Below are 24,350 nucleotides of genomic sequence, written 5' to 3'. Positions count from 1 at the left end.
CCCCCGGGGAGATAGACCAAGGTTAAATTAGATTAAAAGCATTAAGGAAGATTCTCCGTAAATCTTGGCTGTCGGAGATATTCATCGCCTCGTTTGCGAGCGTTTTCCGATGATCCCAGCGTGATAGGCTGCGTCATTCGACCTATTCTCCATCGTTCAAACCCTCTTAATCGAGGCGCTATTTTGCAGAATAAATGGAAACGGCCCCGGAAACTCCGGGGCCGTTCGCATGAAGACGGATTGATCAACGATCAGGCGGCGCGGTAGACCGGCGCGGCGGCCGCCTCGCCGTCGATCTTGAACTGCTGGATGAGCCGGCGCAGCGAACCGGCCTCGTCGGCCAGTTCGCGGCTGGCGGCGGTGGTCTCCTCCACCATGGCGGCGTTCTGCTGAGTCATCTGGTCCATCTGGTTGACCGTCGCGTTGACGCTCTGCAGCGCGTTGGACTGGTCGTGGCTGGCGCGAGCGATCATCTCGACATGCTGGCTGATCGTGACGATCTGGGCGCTGATCTTGGCGAGCACCGTGCCGGTCTCCTGCACGAATTGCGAACCTGAATTGACCTCGTTGGTCGACTTGTTGATCAGCCCCTTGATCTCCTGAGCTGCTGCTGCGGAGCGTTGGGCCAGTTCACGGACTTCCATCGCGACCACCGCGAAGCCCTTGCCGGCTTCACCGGCGCGCGCCGCCTCGATCCCGGCGTTGAGCGCCAGCAAGTTGGTCTGGAAGGCGATCTCGTCGATGACGCCGATGATCTGCTCGATCTGGCGCGAGGCATCCTCGATGCGACCCATTGCGTCGATCGCATTGCTGACGACGACGGCGGAATCATCGGCGCTGCGCTTGGCCTGGCGGACGATCTGGTCGGCATCCTTGGCGCGTTCGGCCGACGAACGGACCGTCACGGTGATTTCATCGACGGCAGCCGCGGTCTCTTCGAGCGATGCAGCCTGCTGTTCGGTGCGCTTGGAGAGGTCCTCGGCCGACTGGGCCATCTGGTTGCCGTTGCCCTGGATCAGTTCGACATTGTCGCGGATCTGGCTCATCGTCGCCTGCAGGCGCATCATCGAACCGTTGAAATCCTGGCGCAGCTGTTCGAGACGGCCGATGAAGGGCGTTTCGATCGTCGTCGAGATATCGCCCTGCGACATGCGTTCGAGGCCGGCGGCGAGCGCGTTGACCGCGTATTCGATCTGACGATCCATCTCGCGCTTTTCGGCGTCGTTGCGCTGACGCTCGTGTTCGGCGGCGGCGCGCTCCTCGTCGCTCTGCTCCTCGATGCGGATTTTCGAGATGGCGTTTTCCTTGAAGATCCCGAGCGCGCGGGCCATGTCGCCGATTTCATCGTGGCGCTGTTCGCCGGAGATGCTGGTATCCAGCGCCCCTTCGGCGATGCGGCGCATGGCGGCGGTGATATGGCTGATCGGGCGCTGCAGCGTCAGCACCAGGGCAATGCCGCCCAGGATCGACAGCAGGATGCCGAGACCGGTGGTCATGACGGAGATGCTGTTTGCCTGGGTACGCTCGGTGCCGGCCGTCTGCTTCTGCAGTTCGGCAAAATCGGTCAGCTTTTTCCAGATCTGGTCGAGTTCCTGGCGGGCCGCGGCATAGGCCGTGACGCGCTCGCCGATCGTGTCGACGATCTTCGAGCCGCCGCCGGAGATGACGTCGAGCGCCGGCTGGATCGCACCTGATATGCCTTCGGCAAAGCCCATGCCCTTGGCGCTGGTGACCAGCACCTGCATGTCCTTGCCGAGCGTGCCGGCCTGCTGCTGCAGGCGCACGAGATTTTCCTTGCTGGAATCGGCGAGAAAGTCGGAAAGAACGATCTGCAGCGAATAGACGGAATTTTCGAGGCGCCTGGTATCCTGCAGCACCGAATTGGCCTGGGCGATCCGGCCGTCGAGCGCGGCGAATTCCTGAGTCGCGTCACGCATTTTCTGCGTGGCGGTCAGCTGCGTATAGGTCGAGGTCTGGCGGAAGCGCGAAACGAGACGGCCGAGCTCCGTGGCGGTTTCGTCGGTCGGATTGGGTGTCTGCACGATCGCCTTGATGCCGTCAATGGTCGCAGCCAGTGCCTCGATGACATTCTTCTGATTGGTCGGAACCGAGATGGCGATCAGCCGCTGCGATTTGATGATCTCCGGCATCTGTTCGTTGATGAAGGCGATCTTGTCCTGCGGTGTCTGCGGCTTGCTGAAGCCGCTGGCGACGGTGCCGAGAAAATCGCCGCCCTTCAGCAAACGGTCGGCCGTGCGAAGGGTGCTGGTGGCGGCGCTTTCGTCGCTCTGGACGGTGCTCTGCAATTCTTCGGCCTGGTAGGACACGGTGAAGCGGGTGCTGATGACGCTTTTTTGCGCCGCGTCGATCTGCTCATGCAATGCCTGCTCCTGCTCGTGCAGCGCCCAGAGCTTGTCGACGACGCCCGAAATCTCTTTGGTGCGGCGCGAGGCCTCCGCAAGGCTGTCGCGGCCGGCGGCCTCGTCACCAACCTGGTTCAGCGTCTGGTCGAGCACGCCTTGCTGGGTCTTCAGATCCGCGATCAGCTTGTCGCGCGCCTCAGGACTGGTGACGCGCAGGAAATCATCCATCGAACCATAGAGATCCTTGAAGCCGCTCAGCGACTGCAGCACGCTGTTGGATATTTCCATGCGGCCCTGCAGAAGTCCGGAAGCATAGAGGCCAGTCAGGCCCACTGCCGAAATGGTGACGACGAAAGGCAGAACGAAGATCAAAACCTTCGTCTTGATCCTGAAGCGGGAAAGAATCTTGTCAATCAACATGGCGTTCCGGGCCTTTCATACACCACTCCTCCCGCAGGCAGCCACATGGCGCCAGCCGGGTGCACATCGAGCTATTCTTATTTACATTGGGGAACCCGGAGGCCAGGCGGCAGTCATTGCCAGTTCATGTCCAAACAACTTGGAGATGCCCAAATATTCGCGAGCAATTGTGTCAGATTAGATATTAATTTTCGGATAAGTTGTTATGGCGGGTTAAGCCAAGGCAGTGAATAGTTGCAATTTATGAACCGCGACGCCGCGGTGCGACAGTTGGCATGTCGCAACGTTGGTTCCAGGTCTGCGGACAGGATCAGATGAAGTGCGAGAGCAGCAGCGCGAGGGCGGCGGCGGTGGCGCCGGCGGCGAGCATCAGATAACGCAGGGCGACCATCCGGGCGTTCGGCTTTGCCTCTGCGATTGCGATGGCGCGGGCGCGTCGTGTGTTTCTGTTCATGGTCGAAACCTCACTTCTCTCTGACACAACAACAATCCAACAAAACGGCTTGCCGGTAAAGCTTAATTTAGGAACAGCTTCGCAAACCGCCAATTGAGACAGGATGGCGCACCTCTATTAAGAAGTCTTGAATCGGTATCTCCGGATACTTCCAATGCATATCAAAAAATTTGCAGCGGCTTTAGGCCCACTACATGCATCGAAACAAGGAGCTTTAGACGCATTCGCCCGCGGCAAAACCGGAAGCCCAGGCCCACTGGAAATTATAGCCGCCGAGCCAGCCGGTGACGTCGACGCACTCGCCGATGAAGTAAAGGCCGGGCACGGCTTTTGCCTCCATGCTGCGTGAATCGAGCGTTGCCGTGTCGATACCGCCGAGCGTCACTTCGGCGGTGCGATAACCTTCCGAGCCGGACGGTTTGACGGCCCAGTTCTGGGCACCGGCGGCAAGGCGCAGCAGCGCCTTGTCAGGCAGGTCGGCCATGTTGCCGGAGATCTTTTCGCGTTCAACGAGAAATTGTGCCAGCCGCTTCGGCAGGAGGTCGCCAAGGGCTGTTTGCGGCGACTGGCGGCCATTGAGCTGCTTTGCCGCCTTCAGATGCGCCGCAATGTCGATATCCGGTTCGATCGCAACCACAATCTCGTCGCCTTCGCGCCAGTGCGAGGAGATCTGCAGGATAGCGGGTCCGCTCAGCCCCCGATGGGTGAACAGCAGCGCTTCGCGGAAGGCGGTCCTGCCGTGACGGATTTCGGCTGGGGCGGCAATGCCGGCCAGCGGCGCGATGCTCTCCAGCAGGCCGGGATCGAGCGTCAGCGGCACGAGGCCGGGGCGGGTTTCGAGCACGGTCAGGCCGAACTGCTCGGCGAGGCGATAGGCAAAGCCGGTGGCGCCCATCTTCGGGATCGACTTGCCGCCGGTGGCGACGATCAGCGACGTTGCTTCACAATGGCCTTCGCTCGTCGATACCCGGAAGCCGGCTTCGGTCTTTTCAACGCCTGATATCTCGGTGCCAAGATGCAGTACTGCGCCGGCCATGCGCATCTCAGCCAGCAGCATGCGGATGATGTCTTTGGCACTATCGTCGCAGAAAAGCTGGCCCAACGTCTTCTCGTGCCAGGCAATGCCATGGCGGTCGACCATGGCGATGAAATCGGCGGGCGTGAAACGGGCGAGCGCCGACTTGCAGAAATGCGGGTTGGCGGAGAGGAAATTCTTTGGTCCGGCATGGATATTGGTGAAATTGCAGCGGCCGCCGCCGGATATGCGGATCTTCTCACCAGGCGCCCTGGCATGGTCGAGGACCACGACCGAGCGGCCGCGTTTTCCCGCGCGGATGGCCGCCATCATGCCCGCCGCCCCGGCGCCGATGACGATGACGTCGCTTTTGCGCTGCAAACCCGTTTCCCCGATCAAAATCACGTCTTCTTTTTCCATCGGAGGTCGAAAGTCAACGTTCTCAACCCCTCGCCAATTGGCAAAGTCTGGTTATGATGGCGCCACGATCAACGCAAACCGGTGTGTCATGTCCCCAAAAAAGACGACGCTGAAGCCTGCCAGAAACGTACCCGCCTCGAAGAAAACTCCCCCGGAGCCCGGATCCCTGCGCGGCGTTGCGAACTGGAAGGAAGCAGCGCGGTGGCTGAGGGACAGGGGCATCGAAGACATCGAATGCATTACGCCGGACCTCGCCGGCGTTGCACGCGGCAAAATGATGCCGAGCTCGAAATTCACGTCCAACACCTCGCTAGCACTGCCTTCAGCGATCTACCGGCACACAATTTCGGGCGAATATCCAGACGAGACGGAGAGCTTCCGATATGAGCCGCGCGACAGCGACCTGAAGCTGATGCCCGACCTTTCGACGCTTTCGGTCGTGCCCTGGGAAACCGACCCGACGGCGCAAGTGATCTGCGACATCGTCGATTCGGACGGCGGCGAAGTGCCCTATACGCCGCGCAACGTGCTGAAGCGGATCATGAGCCTCTATCACGAGCGCGGCTGGAAGCCGATCGTGGCGCCCGAGATCGAATTCTACCTGGTCGCCAAGAACGACGATCCCGACTATCCGCTACACCCGCCCAAAGGCCGGTCCGGCCGCTCGATCCTCGGCGGCCAGGGCTATTCGATCGCTGGCATCAATGAGTTCGACGAGTTGATCGACGACGTCTATCACTTTTCGGAGAAGCAGGGGCTGGAGATCGATACGCTGATCCATGAAGAGGGACCGGCGCAGATGGAGATCAACCTGCGCCACGGCAATCCGATCGAGCTTGCCGACCAGGTATTCCTGTTCAAGCGGACGATCCGCGAGGCGGCGCTGAAGCACGACATCTACGCGACCTTCATGGCCAAGCCGATGCAGGGTCAGCCGGGTTCGGCGATGCATATCCACCAGTCAGTGGTCGATATCGAGACGGGCAAGAACATTTTCTCCAATCCCGACGGATCGGCCTCGAAGGAATTCTTCCATTTCATCGGCGGCATGCAGAAATTCGTGCCGAGCGCGATGGCGATGCTTGCACCCTACGTGAACTCCTACCGGCGCCTGCAGCCCGATATGTCCTGCCCGGTCAACAATGCCTGGGGTTACGACAACCGGACGACGGCCTTCCGTGTCCCGGTCTCCGATCCGCAGGCGCGGCGTGTGGAAAACCGGCTGCCGAGCTCGGACGCCAACCCCTATCTCGCACTCGCTGCCTCGCTCGCCTCCGGCCTGCTCGGAATCACGAACGAGATCGAGCCGACGGCGCCGACGGAAGATTCGGCCAATGAGGGCTCGATCGACCTGCCGCGCGGCCTGCTGGAAGCCGTGGCGCTGCTCGAGGACGAACCCGCCTTCGAGGAGATGTTCGGCAAGCAGTTCATCGGCCTTTATGCCGGCGTCAAGCGCGGCGAGTTCGAAACCTTCATGCAGGTGATCAGCCCTTGGGAGCGGGAATTCCTTCTGCTCAACGTGTGAGGGACCATCATGACATCGCAGGAGACATGGCAGAGCCCGATCGCGCCCGGGCTGTCCTGGTATCAGGCAACAGTCGGCGAGCGGCCCACCTATGCCGCTATCGACGGCTCGAGAACATGCGACGTCGCCATCGTCGGCGGCGGCTATACGGGCCTGCAGGCCGCCTATAATCTTGCCAAAGCAGGTGTTTCAGTGGTGCTGATCGAGGCCTGCCGCTTCGGCGACGGGGCGTCCGGGCGCAATGGCGGTCAACTCGGCACCGGCCAGCGATGGTGGCCGGAAGAACTCGAGGAGAAGATCGGCTACGAACGCTCGAAGGCGCTGTTCGACCTTGCCGAGGCGGCCAAACGCCATCTCATCGATTTCGCCCGCGAGCATCAGATCGAGATCGACTATGTGCCCGGCCAGCTCAATGTCGCACACAAGGCGAGCTACAAGCGCGACTACTATGAAAATGCCGAAATCGCCGCCTTACGCTACGGCTATCCGCATCTCAGCTTCATGGACGAGGAGGAAACGCAGGAGAGGCTCGGCTCGAAGCGTTTCCATTGCGGCGTGCGCGATGTCGGCACCGGCCACATTCATCCACTGAAGCTGCTGGTGGGGCTGGCGCGGGTTGCTGCCAATGCCGGCGCTGAAATCTTCGAGATCACCAAGGCGACGGCGATCCGCCAGGGCGGCGGCAAGGTGACGATCGAAACCGAAAGGGGAACGATCACCGCTGAGCGCGCGCTGATCGCCTGCAACGGCTATATCGGCAATCTGGAGCCGGTAACGGCAAGCCATGTCATGCCTATCCGCTCCTTCATCGGCGCCACGGCGCCGCTTGACGGGCATCCCGATGTGCTGCCCGGGGGCGAGGCCGTGGCCGATTCGCGTTTCGTCGTGCGTTATTTCCGCAAATTCGGCGACGGACGCCTGCTGTTCGGCGGGCGTGAAGCCTATACGTCGGACAATCCGCGGGACATTTCGCAGCACATCCGCCGGCAGATCGCCGAGGTCTATCCTGATCTCAAGGACATCGAGATCACCCATGCCTGGGGCGGCAGCGTCGGCATCACCCTGCCGCGCCAGCCTTTCGTGCGTGAGGTCATGCCCGGCGTCATCTCGATCGGCGGTTATTCCGGCCATGGCGTCATGCTGTCAAACTACTGTGGCAAGCTCTATGCGGAAACGGTGCTTGGAAAATCCGGCGATCTCGACCTCTTCACGTCGCTCGATATTCCCGCCTTTCCCGGCGGATCCCGCATGCGCGCACCGCTGCTTTTCCTCGCCTTGTCGTGGTTTGCGCTTCGCGACAAGTTTTAGTCCGATTGCGGATTTCCTCTTCCGGAAATTCGCTCTAAAACCGGTGCCTGACAGATTCATTGCACTGCACACTGGCTTTTTTAAATCGATTAGATTAAAAGAGCCGCCAACCAGCCTGATTGAGAGACAAGCTCATGAGCAGCCAAATCATTCCCGTTGAGCCTTTTGATTATGTCGTCTTCGGCGGCAGCGGCGACCTTGCCGAACGCAAGCTTCTGCCCGCTCTTTATCATCGCCAGATCGAAGGCCAGTTTACGGAACCGACCCGCGTGATCGGCGCCTCTCGCAGCCCGCTGACTCATGAGGAATATCGCAAATTCGCCAGGGACGCGCTGAAGGAGCACCTGAAGAAGGGGGAATATGACGAGGCTGAGGTGGAGAAGTTCTGTGCCCGCCTCTACTACGTCTCGGTCGATGCCCGCACGGATGCCGGCTGGGATCAGCTGAAGAAACTGCTGGACGAGGGCAAGGAGCGTGTGCGCTCATTCTATCTGGCGGTCGCGCCCGGCATTTTCGGCGACATTTCGCAGAAGATCCACGACCATAAGCTGATCACCAAATCGACCCGCATAGTCGTCGAGAAGCCGATCGGCCGCGACCTCGCCTCGGCGCTGCAGCTCAACGACACGATCGGCCGCGCCTTCAAGGAAGAGCAGATCTTCCGCATCGATCATTATCTCGGCAAGGAGACGGTGCAGAACCTGATGGCGCTGCGCTTCGCCAACGCGCTCTACGAGCCGCTCTGGAACGCCAACTACATCGACCACGTGCAGATCACCGTAGCTGAATCGGTCGGGCTCGAGGGCCGCGCCGGCTATTACGACACGGCGGGCGCACTGCGCGATATGGTGCAGAACCACATCCTGCAGCTGCTTTGCCTGACGGCGATGGAAGTGCCCTCGTCGATGGATTCGGAAGCCGTGCGCGACGAGAAGCTGAAGGTGCTGCGCGCGCTGAAGCCGCTCAATGCCTCCAACGTCGAGCAGGCGACGGTGCGCGGCCAGTATCGCGCCGGCGCATCTGGCACCGGCCCGGTCAAGGGCTACCTCGAAGAACTGGAAGGCGGCGTCTCGAACACCGAGACCTTCGTTGCCATCAAGGCCGAGATCAACAACTGGCGCTGGGCGGGCGTTCCCTTCTACATCCGCACAGGCAAGCGCCTGACCGGGCGCATGTCCGAGATTGTCATCACCTTCAAGCCGATCCCGCACGCGATTTTCGACCAGGCGGCCGGGCGCATCGTCGCCAACCAGCTGATTATCCGCCTGCAGCCGGACGAGGGCGTGAAGCAGTCACTGATGATCAAGGATCCAGGTCCGGGCGGCATGCGCCTGCGCAATGTCTCGCTCGACATGAGCTTTGCCCAGGCCTTCAACGTCCGCAATCCCGACGCCTACGAGCGCCTGCTGATGGACGTGATCCGCTCCAATCAGACATTGTTCATGCGCCGCGACGAAGTCGAAGCCGCATGGAAATGGGTGGATCCGATCCTCAAGGGTTGGGAAACGACCGGCCAGCAGGTGCAGGGCTATACGGCCGGCACCTGGGGCCCGAGCCAGGCCATCGCGCTGATCGAGCGCGACGGCCGCACCTGGCATGACGAGATCTAGGACGAAATCGATGGCATCGACCCTGCATTCCTTCGCCAGCGCCGCAGATCTCGCCGGCAGTCTCGCCGACAAGGTCGCCGATACGCTTGCAGCTGCGATTGCCGCCCGCGGAACGGCGTCCATCGCCGTTTCCGGCGGCTCCACACCGAAGGCCTTCTTCCAGGCGCTTTCGACACGCGACATCGCCTGGGAAAAAGTGACGATCACGCTTGTCGACGAACGCTTCGTGCCGGCCGACAATCCGCGCTCGAACCATCTGCTGGTCGACGCCAATCTTCTTCAAAACAAGGCAAAGGCGGCGCGCTTCGTGCCGCTGTACCAGCCGGCACCATCCGTCGAGGAAGCTGCAAGACTTGCGACGGCAAAAAGCGCCGAGATCGGCATCCCCTTCGACATCGTCATCCTCGGCATGGGTGGCGATGGACACACCGCCTCGTTCTTTCCTGGCGGCAGCAATCTTGCCAAGGCGCTCGATGCATCCACGCCGCGCGGCATCATCACCATGGAAGCGGAAGGAGCCGGCGAGCCGCGCCTGACCTTCACCTTCTCCAGTCTTGAGGATGCCGCACTCCTGGTTCTCCATATCGAGGGCGAAGGCAAAAAAGACGTTCTCGCCAAGGCGGAAGGCAGCGGTGACGAGGCAGAAATGCCGATCCGCGCCATTCTGCGCCGGGCCACTTCCCCGGTCGAGGTCTATTGGGCTCCCTGATCCGCCGTCATCCGGATTGAGATTCAGGCCAGAGCCGCCGAAACAGATAGAGACAACGAACAAGGCAGGGATTTTCCATGTCCGCTCACGCACGCATTTCTGTAATCACCGATCGTATCGTCGAACGCTCGAAGCCGAGCCGCGAGCGCTACCTGGAACGCCTGCGCGCCGCCGCCTCGCAGGGCGTGCAGCGCTCCGTGCTTGGCTGCGCCAATCTTGCCCATGGCTTCGCGGTCTGTTCCCCCGCCGACAAGGATGCGCTCGCTGGCGACCGCATTCCCAATCTCGGCATCATTACCGCCTATAACGACATGCTCTCGGCCCACCAGCCGTTCGAGACCTATCCGGCGATCATCCGTGAGGCCGCCGCCCGGGCTGGCGGCGTGGCGCAGGTGGCCGGCGGAGTGCCGGCGATGTGCGACGGCGTCACCCAAGGACAGCCGGGCATGGAGCTCTCGCTGTTCTCGCGCGACCTGATCGCGATGTCGGCGGGCGTCGGCCTGTCGCACAACATGTTCGATGCCGCCCTCTTCCTCGGCGTCTGTGACAAGATCGTGCCCGGCCTGGTGATCGCGGCCCTGTCCTTCGGGCATCTGCCGTCGATCTTCGTTCCGGCCGGTCCGATGACGACAGGGCTGCCGAACGACGAGAAGTCGCGCGTGCGCCAGCTCTTCGCCGAGGGCAAGGTCGGACGCGCCGAACTGCTGGAGGCGGAATCGAAATCCTATCACGGCCCCGGCACCTGCACCTTCTACGGCACCGCCAATTCCAACCAGATGCTGATGGAGATCATGGGCTTCCACATGCCCGGCTCGTCCTTCATCAATCCTGGCACGCCATTGCGTGAAGCGCTGACGCGCGAAGCCGCCAAGCGGGCGCTGGCGATCACCGCGCTCGGCAACGAATTCACGCCGGCGGGCGAGATGATCGACGAGCGCTCGGTCGTCAACGGCGTCGTCGGCCTGCATGCGACCGGCGGCTCGACCAACCACACGCTGCACCTTGTCGCGATGGCACGGGCGGCCGGCATCCAGCTCACCTGGCAGGACATTGCCGAGCTTTCGGAAATCGTCCCGCTGCTTGCCCGCGTCTATCCGAACGGGCTTGCCGACGTGAACCATTTCCAGGCGGCCGGCGGCATGGGTTTCCTCATCAAGGAACTCTTGAAGCACGGACTGGTGCATGACGACGTGCGCACCGTCTTTGGCCAGGGCCTCCAAGCCTATACGGTCGACGCCCGTCTCGGCGAAAACGGCGCCGTCCTGCGCGAGCCGTCGCCGGAAAAAAGCGTCGATCCCAAAGTGCTCTCCAGCATCGAGACACCGTTCCAGGCCAATGGCGGGCTGAAGATGCTGCGCGGCAATCTCGGCAAAGCGGTTATCAAGATATCCGCCGTCAAGCCGGAGCGCCACATCATCGAGGCGCCGGCGATCATCTTCCACAGCCAGCAGGAGCTGCAGGACGCCTTCAAGGAAGGCAAGCTCAACCGCGACTTCATCGCTGTCGTGCGCTTTCAGGGCCCGAAGGCGAACGGCATGCCGGAACTGCACAAGCTGACGCCGCCGCTCGGCGTGTTGCAGGATCGCGGCTTCCGCGTGGCGCTCCTCACCGACGGGCGCATGTCGGGCGCATCCGGCAAGGTGCCGGCAGCGATCCACGTCACGCCGGAAGCGGTTGACGGCGGTCCGATCGCCCGCATCCGCGAGGGCGACATCATTCGCCTGGACGCGGTCAAGGGCACGCTCGAGCTGCTCGTCGATGCAGCTGACATGGCCGAGCGCGAGCCGGTGACTGTCGATCTCTCCGACAATGAATTCGGCATGGGCCGCGAACTCTTCGCCCCGTTCCGCCGCGCCGTTGGACCTTCGGACCAGGGTGCGAGCGTGCTCTTCCACCACTGAGCGGGTGGCTTCTGGCAAAAAAACCCGCGGGGAGCTTCAAGCCCCCGCGGGTTCTTGTTTTCAATCCAGTGATGGTGCCGCGTCCTGGCGGACGGGCGGCTTCAGGCTCGAATATCGAGAACGTAGTCGCGATGCGCCGGATGGGTGCTGTAGACGAAGATTTTGTTCAGCTCCTTCTGCGTCAGCAGGCGCAGGAAGCGGACGTCGATCGTATTGTTGGCGTTGACCTTCATCAGCAGGCAGCCGACCTTGGTGATGCGGGCATCCGGAATATCCAGATAGAACTGCTTCGGCAGGCTGAACTGGGTCAGGATCGCGAGCGTCGCGCTGCTCATCGAAATACGGACAATGTCGCAGCGGCGCGAAGCCGCGTGCATGACGCCCTTTTCCGTATATTCGATGCGCGCGGCGTTCATGGTGTCCTCCATCTTGAACCGCGCCTCGCGGTCATACATGAAGGATTCTTCCTTGCTCAGGAAATGAGATTTTGGCTGTGACGGATTGGAAGCGGCCACGTGCTTATCCCCCTCATAAATTGACGAGGAAAAGGTAGCAGCCGATCTTTAACAGAAAGTGAGAATTCGGCCCTTCCCGCACAATTCTTGCGACCATCACCCCAAAAATGGCCGCCTCACTTCCGGTAGGTATGGCCGGTTGCGTCAAACAGATGCAACTTCTGCCTGTCGGCGGCAAACCGCATCCTCTGTCCCTTCTTCACATCATAGATGCCGGGCAGCTTGACGACGATCGGCTCGCCCGGGACCAGGCCCTCGATATAAAGCAACGTCACTTCGCCGAGCGCTTCGACGATCGACACTTCACCTTCGAAAAGGTAGTCGGCGCCATCGGCAATCCGGAGATCCTCCGGACGGACGCCGAAGCTTGCCTGCTTGCCGGTTTCCGACGCGTCGGTCGCCACATCGAGGGTCACCGACATGCCGCCGGTCAGCGTCACCGTCGTCTGGCTTCCGGTTCCGGCGACCGTCGCCGGAATGATGTTCATGGCCGGCGAGCCGATGAATTTCGCGACGAAGAGGTTTGCCGGGCGCTCGTAGAGGTCCAGCGGCGCGCCGACCTGCTCGATATTGCCGGCGGAGAGAACGACGATACGGTCGGCAAGCGTCATCGCCTCGACCTGATCGTGGGTGACGTAGATCATCGTCGTATCGGCCATCTGTTCGTTCAGGCGGGCAATCTCGATGCGGGTCGCGACGCGCAGCGCGGCATCGAGGTTGGACAGTGGCTCGTCGAACAGAAAGACCTTCGGATCGCGGCAGATGGCGCGGCCGATCGCCACGCGCTGGCGCTGGCCGCCGGACAGCGCCTTTGGCAGGCGATCGAGATAGTTGGTCAACTGCAGGCTCTCGGCCGCCGCCCGGACGCGGCGGTCGATCTCCTGGCGGCTTTCGCCGGCGATCTTCATGCCGAAAGCCATGTTATCGAACACGGTCATATGCGGGTAGAGCGCATAGGACTGGAAGACCATGGCGATGCCGCGCTTGGAAGGTGGCACGTCATTGACGAGATGGCCGTCGATATACATCTCGCCGCCGGTGATCGCCTCGAGACCGGCGATCATGCGCAGAAGCGTTGACTTGCCACAGCCGGATGGACCGACGAAGACGATGAATTCGCCCTGCTTGATATCGAGGTCGATACCATGGAGAACGTCCACGGAACCGTAGGATTTGCGGATATCCTTCAGCGTCAGTCCAGTCATTTCTCTCTCCCCTTAGGCGAGACGGGCGAAATACGCCCCCCAGGCCGGAATGTCGATCTTGTCGCCATAGTTGTTGCTGGTAAAGCCGTGCCCCGTCAATGCCTGCCATTCTCCCGCCGGCAAGGCGACGCCGGTCTCGGCCGGGCTCATGTTGAAAATGCAGAGCAGCTTCTCGTTGCCGTATTCACGGGTAAAGACCAGGCTATCTCCCTGCGGCTCTTCGAATTCGATCTCGCCCTTGGCAAAAGCGGGGTGCAGCTTGCGGAAGGCGATGAAGCGGCGATAGTGCTCCAACACCGAGGCCTCGTCGCCCTGCTGGACGCTGACGGCGCGCAGGATATGCTCGACCGGCACCGGCAGCCACGGCTTGACCGTCGAGAAGCCGCCCTGGGCGACCTGGCTGTCCCAGACCATCGGCGTGCGGCAGCCGTCGCGGCCCTTGAATTCCGGCCAGAACTGGATGCCATAGGGATCCTGCAGATCCTGATAGGCGAGATCGGCCTCGGTCAGCGCCAACTCCTCACCCTGATAGAGGCAGACCGAGCCGCGCAGCGTCATCAACAACGAGGCATAGAGCTTGGCGAAGGCATCGTGATCGGCGACCAGCCCGCCCCAGCGGCTGACATGGCGCATGACGTCATGATTGGAGAAGGCCCAGCAGGCCCAGCCATCGGGTGCGGCGGCTTCGAAATCTTGCATCACCTCTTCGACGCGCTCGGCCGTCAGCGGATCGGGCGCCAGGAACTCGAAGGCGTAGCACATGTGCATCTTGTCGTTGCCGGAGGTGTATTCGCCGACGATTTCAAGGCCGCGCTGGCTGTCGCCGACTTCGCCGACGGCGGCAATTGCCGGGAATTCTTCGAGAACGGCGCGGAAGCGCTTCAGGAAGGCAAGGTTCTCCGGCCGGTTCTTGTCGTAGATATGCTCCTGGAAATTATAGGGATTGACCGCCGGCGCCGTCGAAGCGTTGCGGCGCTCAGGCGCAAGCGCCGGATTGTCGCGCAGTTGCGTATCGTGGAAATAGAAGTTGATGGTGTCGAGGCGGAAGCCGTCGACGCCGCGGTTGAGCCAGAAGCGGACGACATCAAGCAGACGGTCCTGCACCTCAGGATTATGCAGGTTCATGTCCGGCTGCGAGGTGAGGAAGTTGTGCAAGTAATATTGCATGCGCGTCGGATCCCACGCCCATGCCGAGCCGCCGAAGATCGACAGCCAGTTGTTCGGCGGCGTGCCATCCGGCTTGGCGTCGGCCCAGACATACCAGTCGGCCTTGGCGTTGGACTTGCTCGAGCGGCTTTGTACGAACCAGGGATGCTGATCCGAGCTGTGGGAGATGACGAGGTCGATCATCACCCGGATGCCGAGACGATGGGCCTCTGATATCATCGTGTCGAAATCCACCAGCGTGCCGAAGATCGAATCGACATTCTCGTAGTCGGAAACGTCATAACCGAAATCGCGCATCGGCGAGGTGAAGAATGGCGAGATCCAGATGGCATCGACGCCAAGGCTTGCCACATGCGGCAGGCGGGCGGTGATGCCCTTCAGGTCGCCGATGCCGTCGCCGTTCGAATCCTGGTAGGAGCGCGGGTAGATCTGATAGATCACCGCGCCACGCCACCAGTCCTTGTCGGGGGTCGAAATCGATAGGGGAGCCACGTTCATGGAATATCCTGTTTGAAGTCACGTTCGGAAATGGTCAGCCCCCTTTAACCGAGCCCGCCAGCAGGCCACGCACCAGATAACGCTGCAGCCCAAAGAAGACGAGCAGCGGCACGATGATGGTGACGAAGGCCGACGCCGTCAAAATCTCCCAATTGCCGCCGCGTGAGCCAAGCAACGCGTTGAGGCTGCCGGTCAGCACGAGGTGGTCCTTGTCGGTGCCGAGAAAGACCATGGCGACGAGCAGGTCGTTCCACACCCACAGGAACTGGAAGATGGCGAAGGAGGCGAGTGCCGGAAAGGACAGAGGCAATACGATGCGGACGAAGATCTCGAAGTCGCTGGCGCCGTCGACGCGGGCGGATTCGATGATCTCCTTCGGCAGGCCGGCGATATAGGCCCGCAGGAGGTAGATGGCGAGCGGCATGCCGAAGGCGGTATGGGCCATCCAGATGCCGGGATAGGTCTTGGACGGCTGGCCGAGCAGGTTGCCGATCTCGTTGTAGAGGCGAAGCAGCGGGATCAGCGACATCTGCAGCGGCACGACGATGAGGCCGACGACGAGGGCAATCAGCAGCCCGCGGCCGGGAAACTCCATCCAGCTGAGCGCATAGGCTGCGAACGCGGCGATCAGGATCGGAATGATCGTCGCTGGAATCGTCACAGTCAGGGAGTTGATGAAGGACTGACCGATGCCCTCGCCGGTCAGAACCGTTTTATAGTTCTGCAGCGTGAATTCCGGCGGTGCGGAGACGGACGCATAGATGCGCCGCGGGCGTTCGTCGGGCGAGAAGGCGACGTTCTTCATATAGCGATAACTGCCGTCGCTGTTGATCTGCAGGCTTTCGCCATCGCCGAGATCGGCCGTCATGCCGGCCTTGAAGGCGGCGGGCTGCTGCACCCGGTTGCCGAAGGCCCTCACCGAGCGGCCGGTCTGGCCTTCGAGCACATTGCCTGAAATGACGTAGGCTGCACCTTCCTGCTGCTGCTGATCGGCTGTGCCGAGGCGGACAGCGAGCGTCTGGGTCGAGCCGACGAAGGCCGTCCACCAGCCGGAGACGACGATCTGGTCCTTGTCGCGCAGCGCGCTGACGAAGATTCCGAGCGTCGGGATCAGCCAGACGATGACGATCAGCAGAACGGCGGCGTGAACGAAGAGACGGGCGGGGCCGATCTTGAAATAGCTTCCAACAGCGGTCATCTCAGTGGCCCTTCAGTTCGCGATTGGCGCGCCGCACATTCCAGACCATGATCGGCGTGACGGCGAGCATGATGATGATGGCAATGACGGCGCTTCGGCCGGAATCGCCGCCGCCGCGAAACAGCCAGTTGAACATCAAATTCGCCAGCACCATCGTCTGCCACTGGCCGTTGGTCATGGTCAGCACGATATCGAAGACCTTGAGGACGAGGATGGTGATCGTCGTCCAGACGACCGCGATGGAGCCCCAGATCTGCGGCACCATGATGCGCCAGAAGATCTGCCAGCCATTGGCGCCGTCGATGACGGCGGCCTCTATCGTCTCCTCGGGAATGCCGCGAAGGGCAGCCGACAGGATGACCATGGCGAAACCGGTCTGGATCCAGATCAGGATGATCATCAGGAAGAAGTTGTTCCAGAAGGGAACCGAGATCCAAACCTCAGGTGTGCCGCCGAACGTCTGGACGATGGCGTTCAGCAGGCCGATCTGGACGTCGTTGCCGCCGCGATATTCGTAGATGAATTTCCAGATGACCGAGGCGCCGACGAAGGAGATCGCCATCGGCATGAAGACGATGCTCTTGGCGATATTGCCCCACCAGATGCGATCGGTCATTACGGCGATGACGAGGCCGAAAAAGGTGCAGGCGGCCGGCACCACGGCAAGCCAGAGGATGTTGTTGAAGATCGACTGGCGGAATTCGCGGTCGCCGAGCGCCCATTTGTAATTGGCAAGGCCGACGAACTGCAGACCGGCACGGTCGTAGAAGGAGAGGATGAAGGTCGCAACGACGGGATAGACGAGATAGACGATCAGCAGGAAGAGCGCCGGACCAATGAACAGCCACGGCCGGACGAGCGCCCGGCGGTTGAGATTGCGCGATGCGGCGCGGATGTCGCCGTCCTTCACCGGCAGAGCGAGGTCCAGGATCTTGTTCGAAAAATAGAAATAGGCCGAGCACGCGACAACGGCGACGACCACGACGCCCAAAGCGGACACTATCTGCGACAGCATTTCGTCCCTCCCCTGCTTCCCCTGATCTTATTCCGACCGGTTGTTATTCTGACGGGTCAGCGCCGGTCATCGTCAATCTCTTTGATTGCCTGATCACAATATATCCTGCGATGGCCGGGCTCTTTGCGAGCCCGGCCAGTCATGCAAGCCATGCCGCCGGCAAGCCGGCGGCATAATTTTAAAAGATTACTTGATGCCGTCCCAGGCGCTCTGGATCTCGCCTGCAGACTCTTCGGCCGACTTGCCGCCGACGAAATCGACCATGCCGGTCCAGAAGGCGCCGGCGCCGATCTTGCCCGGCATCAGGTCGGAACCGTCGAAGCGGAAGGTGGTGGCGGAGGTCAGGATCTCGCCTTCCTTCTTCATCTGCGGGTTGGCATAGGCCTCGGTGCTGACGCCCTTATACGGCGTCAGGAAGCTCGACTGCGCCATCCAGACCTCATGGGCGATCGGGGTTTTCAGGAAGTCGATGAAGGCGCGGGCCGTCTTCGAGTCCTTGGCGATCGAGACGAGCGTGCCGGCGCCGAGAACCGGCTTGCCGAGTTCGGGATGCGAAGCAAAGGTCGGCATGTAGAAGAAGTCGGCATCCTGGCCGAGCTTCGTGCCCTCGGGGAAGAAGGACGGGATGAATGAGGCCTGATGGTGCATGTAGCACTTCGGCGGAACCGCGAAGAGGCCCTTCGGGCTGTCGCGGAAATCGGTCGAGGCCACGGCCGCGACGCCGCCATCGACGTATTTCGCGTTCTTGGCGAATTTGCCGAACTCGTCGATCGCGGCGACGACGGCCGGATCGGTGAACTTCAACTCGTTGGTCGTCCACTTGTCGTAGGCTTCCGGCGGCTGCATGCGCAGCATGATGTCCTCGACCCAGTCGGTCGCCGGCCAGCCGGTGGCGCCGCCGGAACCGAGACCGATGCACCAGGGAACGCCGCCATCCTTGACGATCTGATCGGTCAGGGCATGCAGTTCTTCCATGGTCGTCGGGATCTTGTAGCCGGCTTCCTCGAAGTTCTCCGGAACATACCAGACCAGCGACTTTACGTCGGCCTTGTAAGGGAAGGCGTAGAAGGCTTCCTTGCCGTCCTTGCCCTTATAGGTGCCGTAACCGACCCAGCTGTCGCCGGCGCCGTAATTGTCCTTGATCCACTTGGAGTTGTCATCGCCGAGCGGCGTCAGGAAGCCCTTGCTGGCGAGATCGGCCAACAGGCCCGGCTGCGGCAGAACGGCAATGTTCGGCGGCGAGCCTGCCTGCGTATCGATGACGATCTGCTGTTCGTAGTTTTCGGAAGAGGAGTATTTGGCATCGATGCCGGTGGCTTCGGTGAAATAGGCAAGAACGCTCAGGAAGAACGCCTCGTCCTCGCCGCGCCACGGCCCGAAGATCGTCAGCGGCTGGCCCTTCAGATCGGCATGAGCAGCCTTGAACTCGTCATAGCTCTTCCAGTTGAACTTGGAATCCTGTCCCGGGGCAAATTTCAAATCGGCCGCGGACGCAGCACCGGCAAAAAGCGCTGCCACGGCAACGCCCATCAAAAATGACTTTTTCATGTGATCAACCTCCCATCACAATCCGCGCCGAATTCCCTCCAAAAAGAAATTTCAAAGCGCTTTGACACCCAACTCATTCCACTGTCGGTGGAATGGAGTCAAGTCAATTCGCGAAAACCCGCCGTATACATGCTGGATAGCGCGGCGCAGCAATGCCTATCGGGAAATATGGAGCGATTTTTCTTGAGTCAAGCGCGCCAGATGATACATAATTGAAAGCGCTTTGGATGCCACTGGGAGGCGGCAGGTCTTTTCAGGACGGCTGACAGGCGGGCCGGGAGGAAGCATAGCAGGTGAATCTCAAACAGCTATCGGAATTGCTGGGACTGTCGCAGACGACGGTGAGCCGAGCGCTGAACGGCTATCCCGAGGTCAACGAGGCGACCCGGGAGCGTGTGCTCCAGGCTGTCAAGGAGACGGGCTACCGGCCGAACAAGGCAGCGCAGCGGCTTGCGACCGGCAAGGCAGGCTCGATCGGCCTCGTCATGCCGACGGCGCCCGGCCACCAGTCCGACGTGCATTTCGGTGAATTCCTGGCCGGGCTCGGCGAAGAGGCCGTCCGCCACGATTTCCACTTCGTCATCATGCCGGCCGATCCGGATGACGAGGTAGCGGCCCTTCGCCGCCTTGCGATCAGCGGCAATGTCGATGCCCTGTTCGTCGCCTATATGCGCGGCCACGACCCGCGGCTCGCCATGTTGAAATCACTGTCGATGCCCTATGTCGTGCACGGCCGCTCCTTCGGTTCGGAGCCGGACTATCCCTATCTCGACATCGACAATGAAGGCGCCTTCTACGATGCGACGCGGCTCTTGCTGCAGCTCGGCCATACCCGCTTTGCGCTAATGAACGGACCGATGCATCTCGATTTCGCCATCCGCAGGAAGAACGGCGTCATATCAGCCCTTGCCGAACGCGGGCTCGCGCTCGCGGAGGGTTGCATGAGCCACGCGCTGATGACGGACGAGCAAGGCCTGCTGGCGATGGAACATTTTCTGCAATTGCCGGAGCGGCCAACGGCGATCCTCTGTTCCAGTACGGTGCTGGCGCTCGGCGCGATCCGCGCGGTCAACCAGGCCGGATTGCGGCTCGGTGAGGATATCTCGCTGATCGCCCATGACGACGTGCTGCCGCTGCTGAAACCGGAAAGCTTTTCCGTGCCGCTGACGACGACGCGCTCTTCATTGCGGGCGGCGGGTGTGCGCATCGCGCAGCGGCTGATCGGCACCGTGAAGCAGGCCGGCCCCTTCCCCGACCAGGAGCTCTGGAAGACCGAGCTGATCGTCAGGGCCTCGACCGGTCCTGTTCCCCAGGCCTAGAACAGGATGATTTTAGGCCGGATCGGCCTAAATCTGAATCCTGCTCTACATCATATAGTTAGAGCATGATGTCGTCCGAAAGCCGCTCACACTTTTCGGCATCATGCTCTCATCAAAACTGTGGCGGTGTCTGCCCTGCAGTGCGGTGGGCGGCGATAACCGTGTTGGCCATCAGCATGGCGATGGTCATCGGTCCGACGCCGCCGGGAACCGGGGTGATGGTGCTGGCGACCGCCGAGACCTCCTCGAAGGCAACATCGCCGACGAGCCGGGTCTTGCCCTCGCCTCTTTCGGGGGCTGCCACCCGATTGATGCCGACGTCGATGACCGTCGCACCGGGCTTGACCCAATCGGCCCTGACCATCTCCGGCCGGCCGACGGCGGCCACCAGGATATCGGCGTTGCGGCAGACCTCGGCGAGATTCCTAGTCCTGGAATGCGCGATCGTCACCGTCGCATTGGCGTTGAGCAGCAATTGCGCCATCGGCTTGCCGAACAGGTTGGAGCGGCCGATGACGACGGCGTTGAGGCCGGAGAGATCCTCGCCGTGGGTGCGGCGGACGAACACCATGGCGCCGGCCGGGGTGCAGGAGACCAGTCCGGTCTTCAGGTCGCCGGTGGCGAGCTTGCCGGCATTGACGACGCTCAGGCCGTCGACATCCTTTTCCGGCAGGATCGACTGGATGATCGCCTCGCTGTCGAGCGGCTTCGGCAGGGGCAACTGCACCAGAATGCCGTGGATCGACGGATCGGCGTTGAGTGTGGCGACAAGGGCTGCCAACTCCTCCTGCTTCGTTTCGGCCGGCAGCGTGTGCTGAACGGACTTGAAGCCGCACTCCTTGGCCATGCGGCCCTTGGAGCCGACATAGGCGTGGCTTGCCGGATCGTCGCCGACGATGACGACAGCAAGGCCGGTGGTGACGCCGGTACTTTTTTCCAACGCTGCCGTCGCACTCTTGACCGTCTGAATGACCGATGCAGCTACGTTCTTGCCGTCGATTACTGTCGTCACGCGTCTCTCCGCCCTGTTTCGCGTCAATCTATGGATAGTTGACGAGCTTCAAATGCTCGCTAACGCCCTATCCTGTCGGAAAGCAGCAATGCAATATCAAAAATGCAAGGAAATGTTCCTTCAACGCAGCGGCTGTCGCGCTTCGAACGCATGAACACGAAGCCGGTCGCGCAGGCCGGAGATCTCGGAGCGCAGCACCTCCATTTCGTCGACTGGCGCGGGGTCCTGCGCGGGCATCGACGGCAGTGGAACCTGTGGCCGGGGCGCCTGCGTTTTCTTCATTGCGGGATCGGCGACGGGCCGACGCAGCCGCAGCAGGAAAGCCGCGGCAATGCCTATCGCAAGGCCCGCCGCGGCACCAGCCAGCCAACGGCCGGTCGGGCCATCGGTGCCCAAGACTGCGGTTGCCAATGCCGGCTTCAGGAGAACGATACGACCGTCGGTGGCGGTTTCCACCGCCGCGGACGTCGCCTCTTCGAGGCGCGAGCGCGCGGCATTGGCCTTTTCGCTAAGCTCGGTCAGGCGTGACAAATCGACGCCGGTGTCCCGGCTCTGGGCGATCAGCGTATTGCGGCGGTCGTTCAGGCCCTTGCGCGCATCGACGGCGGCCTTGGCAGCGAGGTTGGCAGTCTGGGCAAGACGGGTCAGCTCCTTGCCCATATTGTCCCTCAGGCCGTCGGTTTCAGCCTGCTGCTGCAAGAGGCGCGGATGGCGCGGGCCAAGCTCGGCCGAAAGCTGCGCAAGCGCTGTCCTGGCGACGGCATATTTGTCGCGCCAGTCCTGCAGCGCCGGCGAAAGCATATCGGAGGGAAGCGAACCGTCGAGCACTTCGGCAAGTTTTGCCGCCTTGAGCCGGTCGGTCTGCGCCTTGGCGGCAAGGATATTCTGGTCGGCCGCTTTCAGATCGGCATCGAGCTGGTCGATCTGGCGGCGAAGATCGATCGCCACCTTGACGTTGCCCTCGCCACTCTTTGCAGTGAAGGCGGCAAGCTCCGCCTTCGCCTCGTCATAGGTTTTGCGCAAGGCGGCATCGGTTTCGACGTCGCGGGGTCCGTCTGCCGTAGAAACCGCTTTGGCAAGCCCTGCGGCGATGCGCATGGATTTGCCGCTGTCGCCGGTCGTCACCCTCACGAGGATCGTGCCGGCAGCGGCATCGGGCAGTATCTCGACCGCATGCTTCAGCGTCGCCTCGGCGCGCGAGGCCGGATCGGCGGCAGCACCGGTCGCCGAGAGGAGATCGAGCGCGACGCCGAGCGCATTGGCGCTGGTGCCGGCAAATTCGGGATCACGATCGAGTTTCAGGGCGGCGACCGTCGATGCAACCATGCGCGCCGACAGCAGCCCTTTTGCCGCAGCCTGGGTGAAGGCAGCGCGGCTTGCAGCATCGCTCTTCACCGCAAGTGTCGCCTCGGCACGGTAGAGGGCCGGCGAAGCCGGCATCAGCGCCGGCAGGCCCGCGCCGACGATCGTCGCGGCGGCCACCATCATCGCAAGACCAATGCCGCCGACGCGGCGGCGCGGCGCGGCCGGTCGGGGCTCGACGGGTTCTTCACGAACCGCGGCCAGCGGTTCGGGTGAGATCACAGGCTCGTCGGCCACAACACTCAGCTCTTCATCGCCCGCCGGCTCCTGAAGAAGCGGATGGCCGACGTCGTTGGCGGCCCGGAGGCGGTTGCCGAGGATGGTTTCGATGCGGTCGACCAGAGGTGCGGTGCGCACCGTCCTGGCGCGCTGCTCCTCCAGCACGCGGCCGATGGCGCGCAACAATTCGGCCTCGGGCGGCGCGATATCAGGCCGGCTCGATCGGGGCGCCGCATAGGAATCGTCATGGGGGCGCGGTCCTGTGGCTGCGCGATCCTGGAAGTTGTTTCTAGCCCTGATATCGTACATTTGCGCCACATCTCATGCACATGATGGCCGGGTTCGCTCATCCGCACGGACGCAGATGATTAAGCCACTCTAAATATTCATGGCAAAGAAATGGTTAACCGCAGCGGGCAAGAATTGTTGAGTCGCGCGACGCTATGAGGTCAGCTTGCCCTCTTATGGTCCGACCGCGGCTGCAGCGCGCTGCCGTGCTCTTCCGGATGGCTAAGGATCCTTTCGCGTCGGCGGAAGCGGTAGCGCAGGACATGGAAAAGGAAGACCGGGATGCCGACAACGTAACGGCGCCAGAGGCGCGTCGGCTCCTGCAGCAGGCGATAGGCCCATTCCAGGCGCATCATCCGCACCGTCCTCGGCGCACGCGGGACGGCGCCGGAGACGAAGTCGAAGAGAGCGCCCACCGTCAACACCAGGCGCGCATGATCGGCGCGAATATGATCGTGAACCCATTTCTCCTGCAGCGGCGTCCCCATGCCGACGATCAGGATATCGACCTTCTGGCGCTCGAGCTCCTCGATGACATCCGTAGGATCGACCTTGTCGAAGTAACCGTCGGAAACGACGACGAATTCGTGCCAGGGCGTGTGCCTGCGGAAGTTTTCCGCCGCCGCCTCGACGACCGAACGCTCGCCGCCGATGAGGCCGATGCGACGCGGCGCCTCCATGAAGGTCAGGAAGGCCGGCACGAAATCGGTGCCGTTCAGATTGGCGGGAAACGGCGAACCATGGGCGATCTGCGATGCGATATTGAGGCCGATGCCGTCCGGCAGCACCAGATTGTGCGACATGATCCGGTAGTATTCGTTGTCGCGCAGTGCCGTCAGCATGTTGTGGGCGTTGACGAAGCAAACCACGGTCTGGCCGACGGGAATGGAGGCCAGCTCGTTGATGAAAACGAGGGCGTCGTCCCAGCCGAGATCGCAGACCGGCAGATCGAAGATCGTCCGCCGCGATGCGAGCACCGCGAAGTTTGCAATCAGATTCATTCCTACCTCCTGCCGAGGGTGCTGCATGCGCCCGACATCCCGGAAAACAAGCCCATATTTCCGCACCGGAGGTCTCGAAAGGACCGGTCGCGTCCCGCCGGACGGCGTCGCTCCGATCTCGGATAAGCGGCGCATGCCAAGCTGTGACTCCTGATATAACAGGACGGCTTCAAACAACCCTTAGGAAAATTCCTTGAATTTCCATGCTCGTATAAGTGGATTATTAACCACGTGGCCCAACGACAAACGGCGCCCTTGGGCGCGGTTTGTCGTCGATG

18 protein-coding genes are annotated in these 24,350 nt (G+C 61.8%); 6 read left to right on the top strand and 12 right to left on the bottom strand.

The window, feature by feature from the left end:
• Positions 1-251: 251 nt before the first annotated feature.
• The 3 genes from N2600_RS01975 to N2600_RS01965 form a co-directional block, all read right to left on the bottom strand.
• Complete coding sequence (locus N2600_RS01975) at positions 252-2,783, bottom strand: methyl-accepting chemotaxis protein (protein ID WP_260297805.1); 2,532 nt, start codon at positions 2,781-2,783, stop codon at positions 252-254.
• A 310-nt stretch (positions 2,784-3,093) separates the two neighbouring features.
• Positions 3,094-3,237, bottom strand: coding sequence for a hypothetical protein (locus N2600_RS01970; RefSeq protein ID WP_018486423.1), 144 nt, complete (start codon positions 3,235-3,237; stop codon positions 3,094-3,096).
• A gap of 214 nt (positions 3,238-3,451) precedes the next feature.
• On the bottom strand, positions 3,452-4,672 hold the full coding sequence (locus tag N2600_RS01965; RefSeq protein ID WP_222386358.1) for an NAD(P)/FAD-dependent oxidoreductase: 1,221 nt from the start codon (positions 4,670-4,672) through the stop codon (positions 3,452-3,454).
• Between the two features lie 88 nt (positions 4,673-4,760).
• Between N2600_RS01965 and N2600_RS01960 the strand changes: the two genes are divergently transcribed.
• The 5 genes from N2600_RS01960 (at position 4,761) to edd (ending at position 11,725) form a co-directional block, all read left to right on the top strand.
• Positions 4,761-6,197, top strand: a complete 1,437-nt coding sequence (locus N2600_RS01960) for a glutamine synthetase family protein (protein WP_260297804.1) — start codon at positions 4,761-4,763, stop codon at positions 6,195-6,197.
• A 9-nt stretch (positions 6,198-6,206) separates the two neighbouring features.
• Positions 6,207-7,505: an NAD(P)/FAD-dependent oxidoreductase gene (locus N2600_RS01955; RefSeq protein WP_260297803.1), complete on the top strand. Its 1,299-nt coding sequence runs from the start codon at positions 6,207-6,209 to the stop codon at positions 7,503-7,505.
• A 134-nt stretch (positions 7,506-7,639) separates the two neighbouring features.
• Complete coding sequence (gene zwf / locus N2600_RS01950) at positions 7,640-9,115, top strand: glucose-6-phosphate dehydrogenase (RefSeq protein WP_017967071.1); 1,476 nt, start codon at positions 7,640-7,642, stop codon at positions 9,113-9,115.
• Positions 9,116-9,125: 10 nt separating this feature from the next.
• Complete coding sequence (pgl, locus tag N2600_RS01945) at positions 9,126-9,824, top strand: 6-phosphogluconolactonase (protein ID WP_162117804.1); 699 nt, start codon at positions 9,126-9,128, stop codon at positions 9,822-9,824.
• A gap of 77 nt (positions 9,825-9,901) precedes the next feature.
• A complete protein-coding gene (gene edd, locus N2600_RS01940) occupies positions 9,902-11,725 on the top strand; it encodes a phosphogluconate dehydratase (protein WP_162117805.1) in 1,824 nt (607 codons plus the stop codon).
• Positions 11,726-11,826: 101 nt separating this feature from the next.
• Here edd and N2600_RS01935 read toward each other — a convergent pair whose 3' ends face one another.
• The 6 genes from N2600_RS01935 to N2600_RS01910 all read right to left on the bottom strand — a co-directional run bounded on the left by N2600_RS01935 (position 11,827) and on the right by N2600_RS01910 (position 18,871).
• Positions 11,827-12,180, bottom strand: a complete 354-nt coding sequence (locus N2600_RS01935) for a hypothetical protein (protein ID WP_018445791.1) — start codon at positions 12,178-12,180, stop codon at positions 11,827-11,829.
• A 176-nt stretch (positions 12,181-12,356) separates the two neighbouring features.
• A complete protein-coding gene (locus tag N2600_RS01930; RefSeq protein WP_162117806.1) occupies positions 12,357-13,445 on the bottom strand; it encodes an ABC transporter ATP-binding protein in 1,089 nt (362 codons plus the stop codon).
• Positions 13,446-13,457: 12 nt separating this feature from the next.
• Positions 13,458-15,110 carry a beta-galactosidase BglA gene (gene bglA, locus N2600_RS01925; RefSeq protein WP_260297801.1) on the bottom strand — a complete coding sequence of 551 codons (1,653 nt, stop codon included), beginning with the start codon at positions 15,108-15,110 and terminating at the stop codon, positions 13,458-13,460.
• Positions 15,111-15,144: 34 nt separating this feature from the next.
• Positions 15,145-16,308, bottom strand: coding sequence for a carbohydrate ABC transporter permease (locus N2600_RS01920; RefSeq protein WP_260297800.1), 1,164 nt, complete (start codon positions 16,306-16,308; stop codon positions 15,145-15,147).
• Position 16,309: 1 nt separating this feature from the next.
• Positions 16,310-17,323: a carbohydrate ABC transporter permease gene (locus tag N2600_RS01915; protein ID WP_162117808.1), complete on the bottom strand. Its 1,014-nt coding sequence runs from the start codon at positions 17,321-17,323 to the stop codon at positions 16,310-16,312.
• Positions 17,324-17,509: 186 nt separating this feature from the next.
• Positions 17,510-18,871 (bottom strand): ABC transporter substrate-binding protein, encoded by a 1,362-nt coding sequence (locus tag N2600_RS01910; RefSeq protein WP_017967063.1) that lies wholly within the window; start codon positions 18,869-18,871, stop codon positions 17,510-17,512.
• A 293-nt stretch (positions 18,872-19,164) separates the two neighbouring features.
• Here N2600_RS01910 and N2600_RS01905 point away from each other — a divergent pair, with 293 nt between their 5' ends.
• On the top strand, positions 19,165-20,190 hold the full coding sequence (locus tag N2600_RS01905; protein ID WP_017967062.1) for a LacI family DNA-binding transcriptional regulator: 1,026 nt from the start codon (positions 19,165-19,167) through the stop codon (positions 20,188-20,190).
• Positions 20,191-20,302: 112 nt separating this feature from the next.
• Here N2600_RS01905 and folD read toward each other — a convergent pair whose 3' ends face one another.
• The 3 genes from folD to N2600_RS01890 form a co-directional block, all read right to left on the bottom strand.
• On the bottom strand, positions 20,303-21,202 hold the full coding sequence (gene folD, locus N2600_RS01900; RefSeq protein ID WP_017967061.1) for a bifunctional methylenetetrahydrofolate dehydrogenase/methenyltetrahydrofolate cyclohydrolase FolD: 900 nt from the start codon (positions 21,200-21,202) through the stop codon (positions 20,303-20,305).
• A 120-nt stretch (positions 21,203-21,322) separates the two neighbouring features.
• Positions 21,323-23,092, bottom strand: coding sequence for a succinoglycan biosynthesis protein exop (locus N2600_RS01895; RefSeq protein WP_260297799.1), 1,770 nt, complete (start codon positions 23,090-23,092; stop codon positions 21,323-21,325).
• 140 nt (positions 23,093-23,232) lie between these two features.
• On the bottom strand, positions 23,233-24,072 hold the full coding sequence (locus N2600_RS01890) for a WecB/TagA/CpsF family glycosyltransferase (protein ID WP_222386370.1): 840 nt from the start codon (positions 24,070-24,072) through the stop codon (positions 23,233-23,235).
• Positions 24,073-24,350 lie beyond the last annotated feature (278 nt).

The sequence above is a fragment of the Rhizobium sp. WSM1274 genome (assembly GCF_025200775.1).
GTDB lineage: Bacteria > Pseudomonadota > Alphaproteobacteria > Rhizobiales > Rhizobiaceae > Rhizobium > Rhizobium leguminosarum_I.
Note: the sequence above shows the minus strand (reverse complement) of the source record. Positions and strands in the feature narration are given on the sequence as shown.

Excerpts from the sequence above, each read along its gene's own strand:
- N2600_RS01935 (WP_018445791.1), bottom strand. The coding sequence starts at position 12,180 with ATGTATGACCGCGAGGCGCGGTTCAAGATGGAGGACACCATGAACGCC.
- N2600_RS01960 (WP_260297804.1), top strand. The coding sequence starts at position 4,761 with ATGTCCCCAAAAAAGACGACGCTGAAGCCTGCCAGAAACGTACCCGCC.
- N2600_RS01930 (WP_162117806.1), bottom strand. The coding sequence starts at position 13,445 with ATGACTGGACTGACGCTGAAGGATATCCGCAAATCCTACGGTTCCGTG.
- edd (WP_162117805.1), top strand. The coding sequence starts at position 9,902 with ATGTCCGCTCACGCACGCATTTCTGTAATCACCGATCGTATCGTCGAA.
- N2600_RS01910 (WP_017967063.1), bottom strand. The coding sequence starts at position 18,871 with ATGAAAAAGTCATTTTTGATGGGCGTTGCCGTGGCAGCGCTTTTTGCC.
- bglA (WP_260297801.1), bottom strand. The coding sequence starts at position 15,110 with ATGAACGTGGCTCCCCTATCGATTTCGACCCCCGACAAGGACTGGTGG.
- N2600_RS01920 (WP_260297800.1), bottom strand. The coding sequence starts at position 16,308 with ATGACCGCTGTTGGAAGCTATTTCAAGATCGGCCCCGCCCGTCTCTTC.
- N2600_RS01890 (WP_222386370.1), bottom strand. The coding sequence starts at position 24,072 with ATGAATCTGATTGCAAACTTCGCGGTGCTCGCATCGCGGCGGACGATC.
- N2600_RS01970 (WP_018486423.1), bottom strand. The coding sequence starts at position 3,237 with ATGAACAGAAACACACGACGCGCCCGCGCCATCGCAATCGCAGAGGCA.
- N2600_RS01975 (WP_260297805.1), bottom strand. The coding sequence starts at position 2,783 with ATGTTGATTGACAAGATTCTTTCCCGCTTCAGGATCAAGACGAAGGTT.
- pgl (WP_162117804.1), top strand. The coding sequence starts at position 9,126 with ATGGCATCGACCCTGCATTCCTTCGCCAGCGCCGCAGATCTCGCCGGC.
- N2600_RS01955 (WP_260297803.1), top strand. The coding sequence starts at position 6,207 with ATGACATCGCAGGAGACATGGCAGAGCCCGATCGCGCCCGGGCTGTCC.
- N2600_RS01965 (WP_222386358.1), bottom strand. The coding sequence starts at position 4,672 with ATGGAAAAAGAAGACGTGATTTTGATCGGGGAAACGGGTTTGCAGCGC.
- N2600_RS01915 (WP_162117808.1), bottom strand. The coding sequence starts at position 17,323 with ATGCTGTCGCAGATAGTGTCCGCTTTGGGCGTCGTGGTCGTCGCCGTT.
- zwf (WP_017967071.1), top strand. The coding sequence starts at position 7,640 with ATGAGCAGCCAAATCATTCCCGTTGAGCCTTTTGATTATGTCGTCTTC.
- N2600_RS01895 (WP_260297799.1), bottom strand. The coding sequence starts at position 23,092 with ATGTACGATATCAGGGCTAGAAACAACTTCCAGGATCGCGCAGCCACA.